This window comes from Enterobacter nematophilus, from assembly GCF_026344075.1.
Lineage (GTDB): Bacteria > Pseudomonadota > Gammaproteobacteria > Enterobacterales > Enterobacteriaceae > Enterobacter > Enterobacter nematophilus.
On sequence record NZ_JAPKNE010000003.1, the window covers coordinates 25,858 to 43,089 of the forward strand.

Genomic DNA, 17,232 nt, shown 5'->3' on the forward strand with positions numbered 1-17,232 from the left:
GTATGTCGAGCAAAAAGCCAGTGAACGACCTTTAACGGGTTACAAATGTCAGTGAGGAACACGACTGTTTACTCAGCCCTGAGGGAGTCAGGGGATGAATTTGTAACATCAGGAAACGTACTGCACAAATTTTCACCGTTGCAGATGATTTTTGCGCCTTGTCGCTGCTGCGTGTGGTTGGTAAAGTAAGCGGATTTTGTTTTCCGCCCCAGCTTTCAGGATTATCCCTTAGTATGTTGAAAAAATTTCGTGGCATGTTTTCCAATGACCTGTCCATTGACCTGGGTACCGCGAATACCCTTATTTATGTAAAAGGACAAGGCATCGTATTGAATGAGCCTTCTGTTGTGGCCATTCGTCAGGATCGTGCAGGCTCGCCGAAAAGCGTGGCCGCAGTGGGTCATGACGCGAAGCAGATGCTGGGTCGTACCCCTGGCAACATTGCCGCTATTCGCCCAATGAAAGACGGCGTTATCGCTGACTTCTTCGTGACTGAAAAAATGCTTCAGCACTTCATCAAGCAGGTTCACAGCAACAGCTTTATGCGCCCAAGCCCGCGTGTGCTGGTGTGTGTGCCGGTTGGCGCAACTCAGGTAGAACGCCGCGCAATCCGTGAATCTGCCCAGGGTGCAGGTGCACGTGAAGTGTTCCTGATTGAAGAGCCAATGGCTGCGGCAATCGGTGCGGGCCTGCCTGTTTCTGAAGCCACCGGTTCTATGGTGGTGGATATCGGTGGTGGTACCACTGAAGTAGCCGTTATCTCTCTGAACGGCGTGGTGTACTCCTCCTCCGTACGTATCGGCGGTGACCGCTTCGATGAAGCCATCATCAATTACGTGCGCCGTAACTACGGCTCTCTGATCGGTGAAGCCACCGCAGAGCGTATCAAACACGAAATCGGTTCTGCATATCCGGGCGATGAAGTGCGTGAGATCGAAGTGCGTGGCCGTAACCTGGCGGAAGGTGTTCCACGCGGCTTTACCCTGAACTCCAACGAAATTCTGGAAGCACTGCAGGAACCACTGACGGGCATCGTGAGCGCGGTAATGGTTGCGCTGGAACAGTGTCCACCAGAGCTGGCGTCCGACATCTCCGAGCGCGGTATGGTTCTGACCGGTGGTGGTGCGCTGCTGCGTAACCTCGACCGCCTGTTGATGGAAGAGACAGGTATTCCTGTCGTAGTTGCAGAAGATCCACTGACTTGCGTCGCCCGCGGTGGTGGCAAGGCGCTGGAAATGATCGACATGCACGGCGGCGACTTGTTCAGCGAAGAGTAGTCATGGTGAAAGGGTAGCGAATCGCTACCCTTTCTCTCTGACACGAGAATACGCATAGCCTATGAAGCCAATTTTTAGCCGTGGCCCATCGCTACAGTTTCGCCTCATTCTGGCGGTTCTGGTTGCGCTTGGCGTCATTATTGCCGATAGCCGCCTCGGTACGTTCAGCCAGATCCGAACGTACATGGATACCGCCGTCAGTCCTTTCTACTTTATATCAAATGGTCCCCGTGAACTGCTCGACTCCGTTTCTCAAACGTTGTCTTCACGAGACCAGCTCGAACTTGAAAACCGGGCATTACGCCAGGAACTGCTGCTGAAAAACAGCGAACTGCTGATGCTGGGGCAATACAAGCAGGAAAACGCGCGTCTGCGTGAACTGCTCGGCTCACCGCTGCGTCAGGACGAGCAGAAGATGGTTACCCAGGTGATCTCCACCGTGAACGACCCTTACAGCGATCAGGTTGTGATCGACAAAGGGAGCGTGAACGGAGTGTATGAAGGTCAGCCCGTCATCAGTGATAAGGGCGTAGTAGGCCAGGTTGTTGCCGTCGCCAAACTGACCAGCCGCGTGCTGCTGATTTGCGACGCCACCCACGCGCTGCCGATCCAGGTCCTGCGTAATGATATCCGCGTGATTGCGGCCGGTAATGGCTGCACGGACGATCTGCAGCTGGAACACCTGCCTGCTAACACGGACATCCGTGTCGGCGACGTGCTGGTGACGTCCGGTCTCGGTGGACGCTTCCCTGAGGGCTACCCGGTTGCGGTGGTCTCTTCGGTTAAGCTGGATACGCAGCGTGCATACACCGTGATTCAGGCCCGTCCAACCGCCGGTTTACAGCGTCTGCGCTACCTGCTGCTGCTCTGGGGCGCCGATCGTAACGGTGCTAACCCGATGACGCCTGAAGAGGTGCATCGCGTGGCGAACGAACGCCTGATGCAGATGATGCCGCAGGTTCTCCCGCCAGCGGACTCAATGGGGCCGCCTGCGCCCGTGCCTGCGCCGGCAACCGGGTTAACGCAGCCGCAGCCTGATGCGCCGCCACCGCCTAAACTCTCTTCGGGAGGGCAGTAGTGGCAAGCTATCGTAGCCAGGGACGCTGGGTCATCTGGCTCTCGTTCCTCATTGCACTGTTGCTGCAGATTATGCCCTGGCCGGATAACATTCTCGTTTTCCGGCCAAACTGGGTCTTGCTCATTTTACTTTACTGGATCCTTGCCCTGCCGCATCGCGTAAATGTCGGCACGGGTTTTGTGATGGGTGCCATACTGGATCTCATTAGTGGCTCTACGCTGGGCGTGCGCGCCCTGGCCATGAGCATTATTGCGTACCTCGTCGCACTGAAATTCCAGCTCTTCCGTAACCTCGCGCTCTGGCAACAGGCCCTGGTCGTGATGCTGTTGTCGCTTGCTGCGGATATCGTTGTTTTCTGGGCAGAGTTTTTAGTGATCAACGTCTCTTTCCGACCGGAAGTGTTCTGGAGTAGTGTAGTAAACGGTGTGCTCTGGCCGTGGCTATTCCTGCTGATGCGTAAGGTTCGCCAGCAGTTTGCTGTGCAATAAAAGGTTTCTATGACGTCTCTGTATCTTGCTTCCGGCTCCCCGCGCCGTCAGGAACTCCTGGCGCAGTTAGGGGTCTCTTTTGAACGCATCGTGACCGGCATTGAAGAAAAACGTGCTGAGGGCGAAAGTGCCCGGCAGTACGTGTCTCGTCTGGCGCGCGAGAAAGCGCTGGCGGGCGTGGCCTGCGTGCCGCGCGATCTGCCCGTGCTGGGAGCAGATACCATCGTTATCCTTAACGGTGAAGTCCTCGAGAAACCGCATGACGCCGACCATGCGGCGCGCATGCTGCGCAAGATGTCCGGGCAAACGCACCAGGTGATGACGGCCGTCGCGCTGGCGGACAGCCAGCACGTGCTGGATTGCCTGGTGGTTACGGATGTCACGTTCAGAGTGCTTACCGACGACGAGATCGCCGCTTACATTGCCAGCGGTGAACCGATGGATAAAGCAGGTGCATACGGTATTCAAGGGCTGGGTGGCTGTTTTGTCAGGAAGATTAATGGCAGCTATCACGCCGTAGTCGGCTTACCGCTGGTGGAAACGTATGAGTTGCTGAGCAATTTTAACTCACTGCGTGAGGGAAGGGATAATTATGACGGCTGAATTGTTGGTAAACGTAACGCCATCGGAAACCCGTGTGGCCTATATTGACGGTGGCATTCTTCAGGAAATTCATATTGAGCGTGAAGCGCGGCGCGGAATAGTAGGCAATATCTACAAAGGTCGTGTCAGTCGTGTACTGCCGGGTATGCAGGCGGCTTTTGTAGATATTGGACTGGATAAGGCGGCATTTTTACATGCCTCCGACATCATGCCGCACACCGAGTGCGTTGCGGGCGAAGAGCAAAAGCAGTTTGCCGTTCGCGACATTTCCGAGCTGGTGCGTCAGGGCCAGGACTTAATGGTGCAGGTGGTTAAAGATCCCCTCGGCACCAAAGGTGCCCGTCTGACCACCGACATTACCTTACCTTCCCGCTACCTGGTCTTTATGCCGGGCGCGTCTCATGTGGGCGTTTCGCAGCGTATTGAAAGCGAAAGCGAGCGCGAGCGGCTGAAGAAAGTGGTCAGCGCCTACTGTGATGAACAGGGCGGGTTTATTATCCGCACCGCCGCAGAAGGGATCAGCGAAGAAGACCTGGCGTCGGATGCGGCTTACCTGAAGCGCGTCTGGACCAAAGTGATGGAGCGTAAAAAGCGCAACCAGACCCGCTACCAGCTTTACGGGGAGCTGGCGCTTGCGCAGCGCGTGCTGCGTGATTTTGCCGACGCGCAGCTCGACCGCATCCGCGTGGACTCTCGCCTGACGTATGAAGCGCTGCTGGAGTTTACCGCTGAATACATCCCGGAAATGCCGGGCCTGCTGGAGCATTACACCGGGCGTCAGCCGATCTTCGATCTCTATGATGTCGAAAACGAGATCCAGCGCGCCCTGGAGCGTAAGGTCGAACTGAAGTCCGGCGGGTATCTGATCATCGATCAAACCGAAGCGATGACCACCGTCGATATCAACACCGGCGCGTTTGTCGGCCATCGCAATCTGGATGACACCATCTTCAATACCAACATCGAAGCCACGCAGGCGATTGCGCGCCAGCTTCGTCTGCGCAACCTCGGCGGCATTATCATCATCGACTTCATCGATATGAGTAATGAAGACCATCGCCGCCGCGTGCTGCACTCGCTGGAGCAGGCGCTGAGTAAAGATCGCGTGAAGACCAGCATCAACGGCTTCTCTCAGCTGGGGCTGGTGGAAATGACGCGCAAGCGCACCCGCGAGAGCGTTGAGCATGTGCTGTGTAATGAGTGCCCGACCTGCCATGGACGCGGAACGGTAAAGACGGTTGAGACCGTCTGCTACGAAATTATGCGCGAAATCGTCCGTGTTCATCATGCCTACGACTCCGATCGTTTTCTGGTCTATGCTTCCCCTGCGGTGGCTGAAGCGCTGAAAGGCGAAGAGTCGCACGCGCTGGCGGAAGTGGAAATCTTTGTCGGCAAACAGGTAAAAGTACAAATTGAACCGCTCTATAACCAGGAGCAGTTTGACGTCGTAATGATGTAAAACGCAGTACGCTGCGTGACGAAAGCTGACAAGGAGAGATGCGTGAGGCGATTGCCGGGGATTTTATTGCTTACAGGGGCAACGCTGGTCGTGATTGTCGCGTTGCTCGTGAGCGGGCTACGCCTCGTGTTACCGCATCTGGACAGCTGGCGTCCGCAGCTGCTGGCGAAAATCGAATCCACCACCGGCGTGCCGGTGGACGTCAGTCAGGTCAGCGCCAGCTGGCAGAACTTTGGCCCGACGCTCGATGTCCGGGACATCAACGCCAGCCTGAAAGACGGCGGCTACCTGAAAATCAAACGCGTGACCCTGGCGCTGGACGTCTGGCAGAGCCTGCTGCATCTGCGCTGGCAGTTTCGCGATCTCACCTTTTATCAACTCCAGTTTCTGACCAATACGCCGCTGACGGGCGGTGATAACAATCAGGGCCTGGAAGCCAACCGCTTCAGCGATCTCTTCCTCCGCCAGTTCGATCATTTCGATCTTCGCGACAGCGAAGTGAGCTTTATTACCCTTTCCGGCCAGCGCGCCGAGCTGGCGATCCCGCAGCTGACCTGGCTCAACGGCAAGGATCGGCACCGCGCCGAGGGGCAGGTCAATCTTTCCAGCCTGAACGGCCAGCACGGCGTCATGCAGGTGCGTATGGACCTGCGTGACGATGACGGCCTGTTAAACAACGGCAAAGTCTGGCTGCAGGCCGACGATGTGGATGTAAAGCCCTGGCTCGGCGACTGGTTACAGCAAAACATGCAGCTGGAAACCGCCCGTTTCAGCCTTGAGGGCTGGATGACCCTGACGAAAGGGAAATTTGCCAGCGGCGATATTTGGCTGAAGCAGGGGGGCGCGAGCTGGAAAGGCGAAAAACAGCAGCATCAGCTTTCCGTTGATAACCTCACCGCGCACGTGACGCAGGAAAAAGAGGGCTGGCAGTTCGCCATCCCGGATACGCGCATCACGATGGACGGCAAGCCGTGGCCGCGCGGTGCGCTGACGCTGGCCTGGATGCCTGAACAGGACGTGGGCGGCGCGGCCAGTAAACGCAGCGACGAGCTGCGCATCCGCGCCAGTAACCTGGATCTGGCGGCCATTGAAGGTCTGCGCTCCATGGCGGCAAAGCTCTCTCCGGACCTGGGCGAGATCTGGCTGGCGACGCAGCCGAGCGGAAAGATTGATTCTCTTGCGCTGGATATACCGCTTCAGGCGACGGAAAAAACACGTTTCCAGGCATCCTGGAAAGACCTTGCCTGGAAGCAGTGGAAGATGCTGCCGGGCGCGGAGCATTTCAGCGGCAAGCTGGAAGGGAGCGTGGAGAACGGCAGGCTGACGGCGGATATGCACAACGCTAAAATGCCTTACGAGACGGTCTTCCGCGCGCCGCTGGAAATTGAGCAGGGCAGCGCGGTGCTTAACTGGCTCCGTAACGATAAGGGCTTCCAGCTTGATGGTCGCCATATCGACGTTAAAGCCAAAGCGGTACACGCGCGCGGTGACTTCCGCTATTTGCAGCCGCAGGGTGACGAACCGTGGCTGGGTATTCTGGCCGGGATCAGTACCGATGACGGCTCTCAGGCATGGCGCTATTTCCCGGAAAACCTGATGGGGAAGGCGCTGGTCGACTATCTGAGCGGCGCAATTCAGGGCGGTCAGGCGGAAAACGCCACGCTGGTCTACGGAGGTAACCCGCATCTTTTCCCGTACAAACATAATGAGGGACAGTTCCAGGTGCTGGTGCCGCTGCACGACGCCACCTTCGCGTTCCAGCCGGGCTGGCCCGCGCTGAAAAACCTGGATATCGAGCTTAACTTCCTCAACGACGGATTATGGATGAAGGCGGACAGCGTCGCGCTGGGCGGCGTAACGGCCAGCAACCTGACGGCCAACATCCCGGACTACTCAAAAGAGAAGCTGCTGATTGATGCCGACATCAACGGCCCCGGGAAAGCGGTGGGACCGTACTTTGAGGAGACTCCACTCAAAGAGTCGCTGGCGGCGACCCTTCAGCAGCTCCAGCTCGATGGCGATGTGAATGCTCGCTTACATCTTGATATCCCGCTGGACGGTGAGATGACCACCGCCAAAGGTGACGTCCGTCTGAAGAACAACAGCCTGTACATTAAACCGCTTGATAGCACCCTGAAAAATCTCAGCGGACAGTTCAGCTTTGTGAACGGTAATTTGAAAAGCGAGCCGCTTACCGCCAGCTGGTTTAATCAGCCGGTAAATATCGACTTCTCAACAGCCGAGGGGCAAAAGGCTTATCAGGTGGCCGTCAATCTGGGCGGCAACTGGCAGCCGTCGCGTATGGACGTCCTGCCGAAGCCGATTGAGGCGTCAGTGGCGGGCGCGGTCGCCTGGCAGGGCAAAGTGGCCATCGACCTGCCTTATCACGCCGGGGCAAAGTATAAGGTCGACATCACGGGCGACCTGAAGAATATTCAAAGCCAGCTGCCCGCGCCGCTGGATAAACAGGCCGGACAGCCGCTGCCGGTGAAGCTTAACGTGGATGGCAATCTGGAGAGCTTCGCGCTGACCGGAAGCGCGGGCGGAACAAACCACTTTAACAGCCGCTGGCTGCTTAACCGCAAGCTTACCCTCGACAAAGCCATCTGGACGACGGACAGCAAAACCACGCCGCCGTTGCCTGAGCATGCGGGCGTTGAGCTGAATCTCCCGCCGATGGATGGCGCTGAGTGGCTGGCGCTGTTCCAGAAAGGCGTTGGGCAAAACGTTGATGAAGCCGCCCAGTTCCCGCAGATCATTACCGTACGCACGCCGTCGCTGATGCTGGGCGGACAGCAGTGGAACAACCTGAGCATTGTCTCCCAGCCAACCGCTAACGGCTCAAAAGTGGAGGCTCAGGGCCGGGAGATCAACGGCACGCTGACCATGCGCAATAATGCGCCGTGGCAGGCAGCGATCCGCTATCTCTACTACAACCCGGCCGCCGCGAGTAAAGATAAACCGGCGAATACATCCCCACTGAGTAATACCACCCGCGTCGATTTTAGCGGCTGGCCCGATCTGCAGCTGCGCTGCGCGGAGTGCTGGCTGTGGGGGCAAAAGTACGGCCGTATCGACGGTGATTTTGCCATTCAGGGGAATACGCTTAAGCTCTCCGGCGGGTTGATCGATACCGGCTTTGGCCGCATGACGGCGGGCGGGGAATGGGTGAACAAGCCGGGCGAGCAGCGCACGTCCCTGAAGGGCGACATTAAAGGCAACAAGCTGGATGCGGCGGCCAACTTCTTTGGCATCAGCACGCCGCTGCGCGGCTCCTCGTTTAACGTTAATTACGATCTTCACTGGCGCGCCGCGCCGTGGACGCCGGACGAAGCGTCTCTGAACGGTATTCTGAAAACCCACTTTGGCAAAGGTGAAATCGCCGACGTCAGCACGGGGCGCGCCGGGCAGATCCTGCGCCTGCTGAGTTTTGATGCGCTGCTGCGCAAGCTGCGCTTCGATTTCAGCGACACCTTCAGCGAAGGTTTCTACTATGACTCCATCCGCAGTACGGCGTGGATCAAGGACGGCGTTCTGCATACGGACGACACGCTGGTGGATGGGCTGGAAGCGGACATCGCCATGAAAGGCTCTGTCAACCTCGTGCGTCGCGAGCTGGATATGGAAGCCGTGGTGGCGCCGGAAATTTCCGCAAGCGTGGGCGTGGCGGCGGCCTTTGTGGTGAACCCGATTGTCGGTGCGGCGGTGTTTGCCGCCAGTAAAGTGCTGGGGCCGCTGTGGAGCAAGGTCTCCATTCTGCGCTACCGCATTACCGGCCCGGTGGATAAACCGCAGATTAACGAGGTGCTGCGCCAGCCGCGCAAAGATGCACAGCAATGATTTGACGTGGGCTGGTAATTGCCTCACTCTCAATAAATACGATCTTTATACCGCCACGGGCGGCAACGAACGAGTAGCAATACGATGAGTCTGAACCTGGTAAGTGAACATTTGCTCGCAGCGAACGGCCTGAGCCATCAGGACCTGTTCTCCATTCTTGGTCAACTGACCGAACGCCGTCTCGACTACGGCGATCTCTATTTCCAGTCGAGCTATCACGAATCCTGGGTTTTAGAAGACAGCATCATCAAAGATGGCTCATATAACATCGACCAGGGCGTCGGCGTGCGCGCCATCAGCGGCGAAAAAACCGGTTTTGCCTATGCCGACCAGATTAGCCTGGCCGCGCTTGAGCAGAGCGCTCAGGCCGCGCGTACCATTGTGCGCGATACCGGCGACGGTCGCGTGAAAACCCTGGGTGAAGTGCAGCACTCCGCGCTTTATACCAGCATCGACCCGCTGCAGAGCATGACCCGCGAAGAGAAGCTGGACATTCTGCGCCGCGTGGACAAAGTGGCGCGCGCCGCCGACAAACGCGTGCAGGAAGTTTCCGCCAGCCTGAGCGGTGTGTATGAACTGATTCTGGTGGCGGCAACGGACGGTACGCTGGCGGCCGATGTACGTCCGCTGGTGCGTCTCTCCATCAGCGTGCAGGTCGATGACAACGGCAAACGCGAGCGCGGCTCAAGCGGCGGCGGCGGTCGTTTCGGCTATGACTGGTTCCTGGGCGACGTTGACGGCGAAGCGCGCGCTGACGCGTGGGCTAAAGAAGCCGTGCGCATGGCGCTGGTGAATCTTAATGCTGTTGCGGCGCCGGCCGGGACATTCCCGGTGGTGCTGGGCGCAGGCTGGCCGGGCGTGCTGCTGCACGAAGCGGTGGGCCACGGTCTGGAAGGCGATTTTAACCGTCGCGGGACGTCCGTATTCAGCGGCCAGATGGGTCAGCTCGTCTCCTCTGAGCTGTGCACCGTAGTGGATGATGGCACTATGCCTGACCGCCGCGGCTCAATTTCTATCGACGATGAAGGTACGCCAGGCCAGTACAACGTGCTGATCGAAAACGGCGTGCTGAAAGGCTACATGCAGGACAAACTCAACGCGCGCCTGATGGGCGTAGCGCCGACGGGTAACGGCCGTCGTGAATCCTACGCGCACCTGCCGATGCCGCGCATGACCAACACCTATATGCTGCCGGGCAAATCCACGCCGCAGGAGATTATCGAATCCGTGGATTACGGTATCTTTGCGCCAAACTTTGGCGGCGGCCAGGTGGACATCACCTCCGGTAAGTTTGTTTTCTCCACCTCAGAAGCGTATCTGATCGAGAAAGGCAAAGTGACCAAAGCGGTGAAGGGTGCAACCCTCATTGGCTCCGGCATTGAAGCCATGCAGCAGATTTCCATGGTCGGTAACGATCTGAAGCTGGATAACGGCGTGGGTGTTTGCGGTAAAGAAGGCCAGAGCCTGCCGGTTGGCGTGGGTCAGCCAACGCTGAAGGTTGATAACCTGACGGTGGGCGGCACGGCGTAATTTTTCCTCCCCCCCTCACCCTAACCCTCTCCCCAACGGGGAGAGGGGACTGCCCCGTGCGGTCTTTTCCCCCTCGCCCCTTTGGGGAGAGGGCCGGGGTGAGGGAAAAGCCTACTCTTTCCTTCTCCCCCGCATCCCCTGAAACAGCTCCGCCACGTCCACAAAATAGTCCGTCAGATAGTTAATACACACCTGCACCTTCAGCGGCAGCTTGTCCTTTTCGGTATACAGGGCGTAGACCGGGCGCGGATCGGACTGGTAGCGCGGGAAGAGGATCTCCAGCACGCCGCTGTTGATCTCATTGATCACCCACATCAGCGGCACGTAGGCGATCCCGGCGCCGGCCACCAGCCAGCGGGAGATGGTCATCGGATCGTTGGTGACGAACCGGCCTTCTGGCAGAAGCCTGGTGGAGATCCCTTCCGGGGCTATCAGTTCAAACTCATTATCGGGGCGGACGCTGTACTCCAGCCACGAGTGGTTAGCGAGATCGGCAGGTTTCTCCGGCACGCCGTACTGTGCCAGATAGCTCTTCGAGGCGCAGACCACCATCGGCATGCTGCCCAGCCTGCGCGAGAACAGGCTGGAATCCTGCAATGCGCCAACGCGGATCACCACGTCTAATCCATCGGCAATCAGGTCCGGCGCAGGAATGCCCGTCACCAGATTGACGGTAAGCCCAGGGTACTCTTTCAGCATGTCCGCCGTCATGGCAGCGAGAACATTTTGTGCCATAGTTGAAGAACACCCTATGCGCAGGGTGCCGATCGGCGTGTTGTTAAAGGCATAAAGCTGTTCGTGAACATCCTGCACTTCATGCAGCATGCGGCGACAGCCCTGATAGTAAATTTTACCGGCTTCCGTCAGCCCGATGCTGCGGGTGCTGCGGTTGAGCAGCTTAACCTGAAGCTCATCTTCCAGTTTGGACACCGTCTGGCTGATGGATGAGACGCTCATCTGAAGCTGGCGCGCGGCGGCGGTAAAGGAGCCGAGTTCAACCACTTTGGCGAAGACGGACATGCGTTTTAAACGTTCCATTGTTCACTCTGGCTTAAAAGTGATTTAGATCACATATGATAGATAACAGCATAACAGTTACGTTAATATATTATTAATTACATAACGGCTGCACCATTCTCGCCCTGCGTTTCTTGCTCTCCTGCGATGGCGTGCGCTTAAAAATTCTGAAGCCTGCACTCTCTCTTATCAAGGTCAACATGAGTCTGTTTCCCGTTATCGTGGTGTTCGGTCTGTCGTTCCCACCGATATTTTTCGAGCTTCTTTTATCACTGGCGATCTTCTGGCTGGTGCGCAAGGTGCTGGTCCCGACCGGGATCTACGATTTCGTCTGGCACCCTGCATTGTTCAATACCGCGCTGTATTGCTGCCTGTTTTACCTGATATCGCGCATGTTTGTCTGAGGTTGATGTGAAAACGCTAACAAGAAAAATCTCCCGCACCGCCATTACCATGGCGCTGGTTATCCTCGCGTTCATCGCTATTTTTCGCGCCTGGGTTTATTACACCGAATCACCGTGGACGCGTGACGCGCGCTTCAGCGCCGATGTGGTGGCTATTGCCCCCGACGTGGCCGGCCTTATCACGGCGGTTAACGTTCACGATAACCAGCTGGTGAAGAAAGATCAGGTCCTGTTTACCATCGACCAGCCTCGCTATCAGAAGGCGCTGGAGGAAGCAGAAGCAGACGTAGCCTATTACCAGGCGCTGGCCGCGGAGAAACGCCGTGAGGCTGGCCGCCGCAACCAGCTGGGCGTTCAGGCCATGTCCCGTGAAGAGATTGACCAGTCCAACAACGTGCTGCAAACCGTGCTGCACCAGCTGGCGAAAGCGCAGGCAACTCGCGATCTGGCGAAGCTCGACCTGGAGCGTACCGTGATCCGCGCGCCAGCCGATGGCTGGGTGACCAACCTCAACGTCTATGCCGGGGAATTCATTACCCGCGGCTCAACTGCCGTGGCGCTGGTTAAACAAAACTCCTTCTACGTGCTCGCCTATATGGAAGAGACCAAGCTGGAGGGCGTCCGTCCGGGTTATCGCGCAGAAGTCACGCCGCTTGGCAGCAACCGCGTCTTTAAAGGTACCGTTGACAGCGTCGCCGCAGGGGTAACCAACTCCAGCAGCTCTAACGATGCCAAAGGGATGGCGACGGTGGATTCTAACCTGGAGTGGGTGCGTCTGGCGCAGCGCGTGCCGGTACGTATTCATCTCGATGAGCAGCAGGGCAACCTGTGGCCAGCGGGTACCACGGCGACGGTGGTGATCACCGGAGAAAAAGACCGGGATGCCAGCCAGGACTCCCTCTTCCGTAAAATTGCCCATCGCCTGCGCGAGTTTGGTTAATCGCCATGGGTATCTTTTCCATCGCCAGCCAGCACATTCGCTTCGCCGTGAAGCTGGCGTGCGCCATCGTGCTTGCGCTGTTCGTTGGCTTCCACTTCCAGCTTGAAACCCCTCGCTGGGCGGTGCTCACCGCTGCGATTGTCGCAGCGGGCCCAGCCTTCGCCGCGGGCGGGGAACCCTACTCTGGCGCGATCCGCTATCGCGGGATGCTGCGTATCATCGGGACCTTTATCGGCTGCTTCGCGGCGCTGACCATTATTATTCTGATGATCCGCACGCCGCTGCTGATGCTCATGGTCTGCTGCATCTGGGCGGGTTTCTGCACCTGGATCTCGTCTCTGGTGAAAGTCGAGAACTCCTACGCCTGGGGGCTGGCGGGCTATACCGCGCTGATCATTGTCATCACCATCCAAAGCGAACCGCTTCTCGCGCCGCAGTTTGCCGTGGAGCGCTGCAGCGAAATTGTGATTGGTATTGTCTGCGCGATCGTGGCTGATCTGCTTTTCTCTCCGCGCTCGATCAAGCAAGAGGTGGATCGCGAGCTGGACGCGCTGATCGTTGCCCAGTACCAGCTGATGCAGCTGTGCATTAAACACGGCGACAGCGAAGAGGTGGATAAAGCCTGGAGCGGGCTGGTACGCCGTACGCAGGCCCTGGAAGGGATGCGCAGCAACCTCAATATGGAGTCGTCGCGCTGGGCGCGGGCGAATCGTCGCCTTAAAGCCCTCAATACCGTCTCCTTAACGCTGATTACCCAGGCGTGCGAAACCTATCTCATCCAGAACACCCGCCCGGAAGCGGTCACCGATACGTTCCGCGAGCTGTTTGCCGAGCCGGTAGAGACCGTGCAGGACGTGCATAAGCAGCTTAAGCGCATGCGCCGGGTGATTGCCTGGACCGGGGAGCGCGACACGCCGGTAACCATCTATACCTGGGTTGGCGCCGCGACGCGCTATCTGCTGCTGAAGCGCGGTGTAATCAGTAACACCAAAATCAGCGCGGCGGAAGAAGAGGTGCTCCAGGGCGAAGTGGTGATCAAGGCGGAATCAGCCGAGCGCCATCACGCGATGGTCAACTTCTGGCGTACCACGCTTGCCTGCATGCTCGGCACGCTGTTCTGGCTGTGGACGGGCTGGACGTCCGGCAGCGGCGCGATGGTAATGATTGCCGTCGTGACCGCGCTGGCGATGCGTCTGCCTAACCCGCGCATGGTCGCCATTGATTTCCTCTACGGCACCATCGCCGCGCTGCCGATTGGCGCGCTCTATTTCCTGGTCATCATCCCGTCGACGCAGCAGAGCATGCTGCTGCTCTGTATTAGCCTGGCGGTGATGGCGTTCTTTATCGGCATTGAAGTGCAAAAGCGCCGCCTGGGATCGCTGGGGGCGCTGGCGAGTACGATTAACATCATCGTGCTGGATAACCCGATGACCTTCCACTTCAGCCAGTTCCTCGACAGCGCGCTGGGTCAGCTGGTGGGCTGTTTCCTGGCGATGATGGTGATTCTGCTGGTGCGCGATAACTCGCAGGCGCGCACGGGGCGCGTGCTGTTGAACCAGTTTGTATCGGCTGCCGTGTCGTCGATGACCACCAATACCGCGCGTCGTAAAGAGAACCACCTGCCCGCGCTCTATCAGCAGCTGTTTTTACTGCTGAACAAGTTCCCGGGCGACGTTGCGAAGTTCCGCCTGGCGTTAACCATGATCATCGCGCACCAGCGTCTGCGTAACGCGCCGGTGCCGATCAACGACGATCTCTCGGCCTTCCACCGTCAGCTGCGTCGTACCGCCGACCATGTGCTTTCCGCCAGCAGTGACGACAAACGCCGTCGTTACTTTACCCAACTGCTTGAAGAACTGGATATTTATCAGGAAAAACTCAAGCACTGGCAAGCGCCGCCACAGGTGACCGAGCCGGTAGGTCGGCTGGTGTTTATGCTGCATCGCTACCAGAATGCCCTCACGGATAACTGACTGAAGTAAAAAAACCGACGCCAAAAGCGCCGGTTTTTTTGTGGCTATACTTATTCCAGCACGTACTTACATTCAGGAAGGGAGGACACATGACGACTCAGGCGCTTCAGGACAACACCCTTTTTCAGACCGGCTATCTGGTTGACGGCATCTGGAAAACGCTGGACACAACGTTTGATGTGCTGAACCCCGCGACCGGTGAGGTCATCGCCAAAGTGGCGAAAGCGGGTAAAGCGCAAACCGAAGAAGCGATCGCAGCGGCCACCAAAGCCTTCCCGGCATGGCGTGCCAAAACCGCGAAAGAGCGTTCGGCCATTCTTTACCGCTGGTACGAACTGATTATTGAAAATAAAAGCTGGCTCGGGCGGTTAATGACTACCGAGCAGGGCAAGCCTCTGAAAGAGGCGGAAGGGGAAGTGGAGTATGCCGCCAGCTTTATCCAGTGGTTTGCCGAAGAGGCCAAGCGCGCGAACGGTGAAATTATTCCGCCGATCAAGCCCGGCTCGCGCATTCTGGCGACCCGTGAACCCATCGGCGTCGTCGCGGCCATCACGCCGTGGAATTTCCCGATGGCGATGCTCACCCGCAAGTTAGGCCCGGCGCTGGCAGCCGGGTGTACCGGGGTGATCAAACCTGCCAATAACACGCCGCTCAGCGCCTTTGCGCTGCTGACGCTGGCAAAACAGGCGGGCGTGCCCGACGGTGTGCTCAACGCGGTGGCCGGAAATACCCATGAAATCAGCGACGCGATCATGGCCAGCCACGACGTGCGTAAAATCTCCTTTACCGGTTCGACCTCCGTCGGCAAAACGCTGGTGCGCAACGCCGCAGAAACCATGAAAAAAGTCTCGATGGAGCTGGGGGGAAATGCCCCGTATATCGTCTTTGAGGATGCCGACATCGAGGCTGCGGTAAAAGGCGCGATCGCCAATAAGTTCCGCAATGCGGGGCAGGTCTGCGTCAGCGTTAACCGCTTCTACATTCAGGAAACCGTCTACGACAAGTTTGTGAATAAGCTCGCAGATGCGGTTAATGCCCTTAAGGTGGGGAATGGCCTTGATGACGGCGTCGTCGTCGGGCCGCTGATTGAATCCGCCGCGGTCGACAAGGTTCGTGAGCACGTTGAAGATGCTGTCGCACGAGGGGCGACCGTGCTGGCGGGCGGCAAACCCCATCCGCTGGGCGGCAATTTCTGGATGCCAACCGTGCTGGGCGACTGTCACGAAGGCATGAAGCTGGCAGAAGAAGAGACGTTTGGCCCGGTTGCGGCGTGTTTCCGCTTCACCTCGGAAGATGAGGTCATCCAGCGCGCGAATAACACGCCTTACGGGCTGGCGGCTTACTTCTACACCCAGAACCTTTCCCGGGTTTTCCGCGTTTCACAGGCCATCGAGAGCGGGATGATTGGCATTAACGAGTGCGCCGTTTCCACCGAACTGGGGCCTTTCGGCGGCGTAAAAGAGTCCGGTCTTGGGCGTGAGGGATCCGTGCTGGGGCTGGAAGAGTATCTGGAAGTTAAAACCCTGCATATCGGGGGATTATAATAGACAGGGCGGCATCTGCCGCCCGCCTGGACTGAGTGGCTGGCAATGAAAACCTATACTTTTGATTTTGACGAAATCGACAGTCAGGAAGACTTTTATCGGGAATTTATCCGGGCGTTTGATCTTGAACGGGAAAGCGTGACCAATCTGGATACGCTGTGGGACGTGGTCACCGGCAGCATGCTGCCGCTACCGCTGGAGATTGAGTTTATCCATCTGCCCGATAAGCTGCGCAGACGTTTCGGCGCGCTGATATTACTCTTCGATGAAGCGGAGGAAGAGCTTGAAGGACAGCTGCGCTTTAACGCGCGGCATTAAATGAAAAAAGCCCCTGACCACGAGGCCAGGGGCAAGTCGTATGATGAGATACGACGAGGGTTTATTTATACAGTTCTGCCGTGGCATGCCAGTGGTCACCCTGATTCAGTTCGGTGACGCGATAGCTGCTGGCGCCTGCTTTCTCAGCTTTGGCGGCAAGTTCCTGACGAATGTCCATCGGGGAGCCGGTGACTGACGTCACGGAGACGCTGCCCATCGGCTGCAGATTTTGTGCCTGATCGGCATTCACTTGCTGCACGGCTGCGCTTGCGCCGAAAGAGAGAACGGATGCCAGACCCAGGGTTGCGATGATCAATTTGGTTTTCATAGTTTTTACTCCTGAACAGGTTTTTTGCTCAACGGCGAGAAGGGTTGAACTGCTATTTTTATGCCTGGTGCCGTTGAGTGGAGAATTACGTCTTCAGTGATTACTAAAACTTATTTGTACAGCTCGGCGGTGGCGTGCCAGTGGTCACCGGAACGTGCTTCGATGATGCGATAGGATGACGCACCTTTTTCTTCCGCTTTTTTGTTCAGCATCTCATGCATGTCCATTGGAGACGTGCCAACAGCGCCGACAGAAACCGTACCGATTGCCTCACGGGATTGCGCCTGGTCAGCATTAATAGCGTCAGCCGCGAAAGCACCGAAGGACAGGACAGACAGGACGCTCAGCGCCGCTACAGTAGTTTTGATTTTCATGATTCTTACCTCGTCGAATTTTTTAGTGGGGTCTTGTTTCGTGACCCTCATCACAAAAT

At 57.5% G+C, this 17,232-nt stretch carries 15 protein-coding genes; 12 read left to right on the forward strand and 3 right to left on the reverse strand.

Annotated features, from left to right (window positions below):
- Positions 1–233 precede the first annotated feature (233 nt).
- From mreB to tldD, 7 genes are all read left to right on the forward strand, one after another.
- Complete coding sequence (gene mreB, locus OSH03_RS09845; RefSeq protein WP_000913396.1) at positions 234–1,277, forward strand: rod shape-determining protein MreB; 1,044 nt, start codon at positions 234–236, stop codon at positions 1,275–1,277.
- 61 nt (positions 1,278–1,338) lie between these two features.
- Complete coding sequence (gene mreC / locus OSH03_RS09850; RefSeq protein WP_028014605.1) at positions 1,339–2,355, forward strand: rod shape-determining protein MreC; 1,017 nt, start codon at positions 1,339–1,341, stop codon at positions 2,353–2,355.
- On the forward strand, positions 2,355–2,843 hold the full coding sequence (mreD, locus tag OSH03_RS09855) for a rod shape-determining protein MreD (protein WP_266178947.1): 489 nt from the start codon (positions 2,355–2,357) through the stop codon (positions 2,841–2,843). Before mreC ends, mreD begins: the two co-directional genes overlap by 1 nt.
- A gap of 9 nt (positions 2,844–2,852) precedes the next feature.
- Positions 2,853–3,446, forward strand: coding sequence for a Maf family protein (locus OSH03_RS09860; RefSeq protein WP_061096929.1), 594 nt, complete (start codon positions 2,853–2,855; stop codon positions 3,444–3,446).
- Complete coding sequence (rng, locus tag OSH03_RS09865) at positions 3,436–4,905, forward strand: ribonuclease G (protein WP_008502847.1); 1,470 nt, start codon at positions 3,436–3,438, stop codon at positions 4,903–4,905. The genes OSH03_RS09860 and rng overlap by 11 nt, the downstream gene beginning before the upstream one ends.
- 42 nt (positions 4,906–4,947) lie before the next feature.
- Complete coding sequence (gene yhdP / locus OSH03_RS09870) at positions 4,948–8,745, forward strand: AsmA2 domain-containing protein YhdP (RefSeq protein WP_266178948.1); 3,798 nt, start codon at positions 4,948–4,950, stop codon at positions 8,743–8,745.
- An 84-nt stretch (positions 8,746–8,829) separates the two neighbouring features.
- A complete protein-coding gene (tldD, locus tag OSH03_RS09875; RefSeq protein ID WP_061096931.1) occupies positions 8,830–10,275 on the forward strand; it encodes a metalloprotease TldD in 1,446 nt (481 codons plus the stop codon).
- A gap of 111 nt (positions 10,276–10,386) precedes the next feature.
- On the opposite strand, the gene aaeR is transcribed toward tldD, so the two are convergent.
- Positions 10,387–11,313 (reverse strand): HTH-type transcriptional activator AaeR, encoded by a 927-nt coding sequence (gene aaeR, locus OSH03_RS09880; RefSeq protein WP_028014600.1) that lies wholly within the window; start codon positions 11,311–11,313, stop codon positions 10,387–10,389.
- 179 nt (positions 11,314–11,492) lie between these two features.
- Here aaeR and aaeX point away from each other — a divergent pair, with 179 nt between their 5' ends.
- The 5 genes from aaeX to OSH03_RS09905 all read left to right on the forward strand — a co-directional run bounded on the left by aaeX (position 11,493) and on the right by OSH03_RS09905 (position 16,471).
- Positions 11,493–11,696 carry a p-hydroxybenzoic acid efflux pump operon protein AaeX gene (gene aaeX, locus OSH03_RS09885; protein ID WP_003860416.1) on the forward strand — a complete coding sequence of 68 codons (204 nt, stop codon included), beginning with the start codon at positions 11,493–11,495 and terminating at the stop codon, positions 11,694–11,696.
- Between the two features lie 7 nt (positions 11,697–11,703).
- Positions 11,704–12,636, forward strand: coding sequence for a p-hydroxybenzoic acid efflux pump subunit AaeA (gene aaeA / locus OSH03_RS09890; RefSeq protein WP_028014599.1), 933 nt, complete (start codon positions 11,704–11,706; stop codon positions 12,634–12,636).
- Positions 12,637–12,641: 5 nt separating this feature from the next.
- On the forward strand, positions 12,642–14,609 hold the full coding sequence (aaeB, locus tag OSH03_RS09895) for a p-hydroxybenzoic acid efflux pump subunit AaeB (protein WP_151412461.1): 1,968 nt from the start codon (positions 12,642–12,644) through the stop codon (positions 14,607–14,609).
- 89 nt (positions 14,610–14,698) lie between these two features.
- A complete protein-coding gene (locus OSH03_RS09900; protein WP_061096933.1) occupies positions 14,699–16,153 on the forward strand; it encodes an NAD-dependent succinate-semialdehyde dehydrogenase in 1,455 nt (484 codons plus the stop codon).
- A gap of 45 nt (positions 16,154–16,198) precedes the next feature.
- Positions 16,199–16,471 carry a barstar family protein gene (locus OSH03_RS09905; protein ID WP_028014596.1) on the forward strand — a complete coding sequence of 91 codons (273 nt, stop codon included), beginning with the start codon at positions 16,199–16,201 and terminating at the stop codon, positions 16,469–16,471.
- Positions 16,472–16,532: 61 nt separating this feature from the next.
- Here the strand turns inward: OSH03_RS09905 and yhcN (OSH03_RS09910) are convergent, their stop codons facing one another.
- Together yhcN (OSH03_RS09910) and yhcN (OSH03_RS09915) are read right to left on the reverse strand one after the other, a co-directional pair.
- Positions 16,533–16,799, reverse strand: coding sequence for a peroxide/acid stress response protein YhcN (gene yhcN / locus OSH03_RS09910; RefSeq protein WP_061096934.1), 267 nt, complete (start codon positions 16,797–16,799; stop codon positions 16,533–16,535).
- Positions 16,800–16,909: 110 nt separating this feature from the next.
- Positions 16,910–17,173, reverse strand: a complete 264-nt coding sequence (gene yhcN, locus OSH03_RS09915) for a peroxide/acid stress response protein YhcN (RefSeq protein ID WP_014885423.1) — start codon at positions 17,171–17,173, stop codon at positions 16,910–16,912.
- Positions 17,174–17,232 lie beyond the last annotated feature (59 nt).

Coding starts and splice junctions, on each gene's coding strand:
- mreB (WP_000913396.1), top strand. CDS start 234: ATGTTGAAAAAATTTCGTGGCATGTTTTCCAATGACCTGTCCATTGAC.
- mreC (WP_028014605.1), top strand. CDS start 1,339: ATGAAGCCAATTTTTAGCCGTGGCCCATCGCTACAGTTTCGCCTCATT.
- OSH03_RS09860 (WP_061096929.1), top strand. CDS start 2,853: ATGACGTCTCTGTATCTTGCTTCCGGCTCCCCGCGCCGTCAGGAACTC.
- rng (WP_008502847.1), top strand. CDS start 3,436: ATGACGGCTGAATTGTTGGTAAACGTAACGCCATCGGAAACCCGTGTG.
- tldD (WP_061096931.1), top strand. CDS start 8,830: ATGAGTCTGAACCTGGTAAGTGAACATTTGCTCGCAGCGAACGGCCTG.
- aaeR (WP_028014600.1), bottom strand. CDS start 11,313: ATGGAACGTTTAAAACGCATGTCCGTCTTCGCCAAAGTGGTTGAACTC.
- aaeX (WP_003860416.1), top strand. CDS start 11,493: ATGAGTCTGTTTCCCGTTATCGTGGTGTTCGGTCTGTCGTTCCCACCG.
- aaeB (WP_151412461.1), top strand. CDS start 12,642: ATGGGTATCTTTTCCATCGCCAGCCAGCACATTCGCTTCGCCGTGAAG.
- OSH03_RS09900 (WP_061096933.1), top strand. CDS start 14,699: ATGACGACTCAGGCGCTTCAGGACAACACCCTTTTTCAGACCGGCTAT.
- OSH03_RS09905 (WP_028014596.1), top strand. CDS start 16,199: ATGAAAACCTATACTTTTGATTTTGACGAAATCGACAGTCAGGAAGAC.
- yhcN (WP_061096934.1), bottom strand. CDS start 16,799: ATGAAAACCAAATTGATCATCGCAACCCTGGGTCTGGCATCCGTTCTC.
- yhcN (WP_014885423.1), bottom strand. CDS start 17,173: ATGAAAATCAAAACTACTGTAGCGGCGCTGAGCGTCCTGTCTGTCCTG.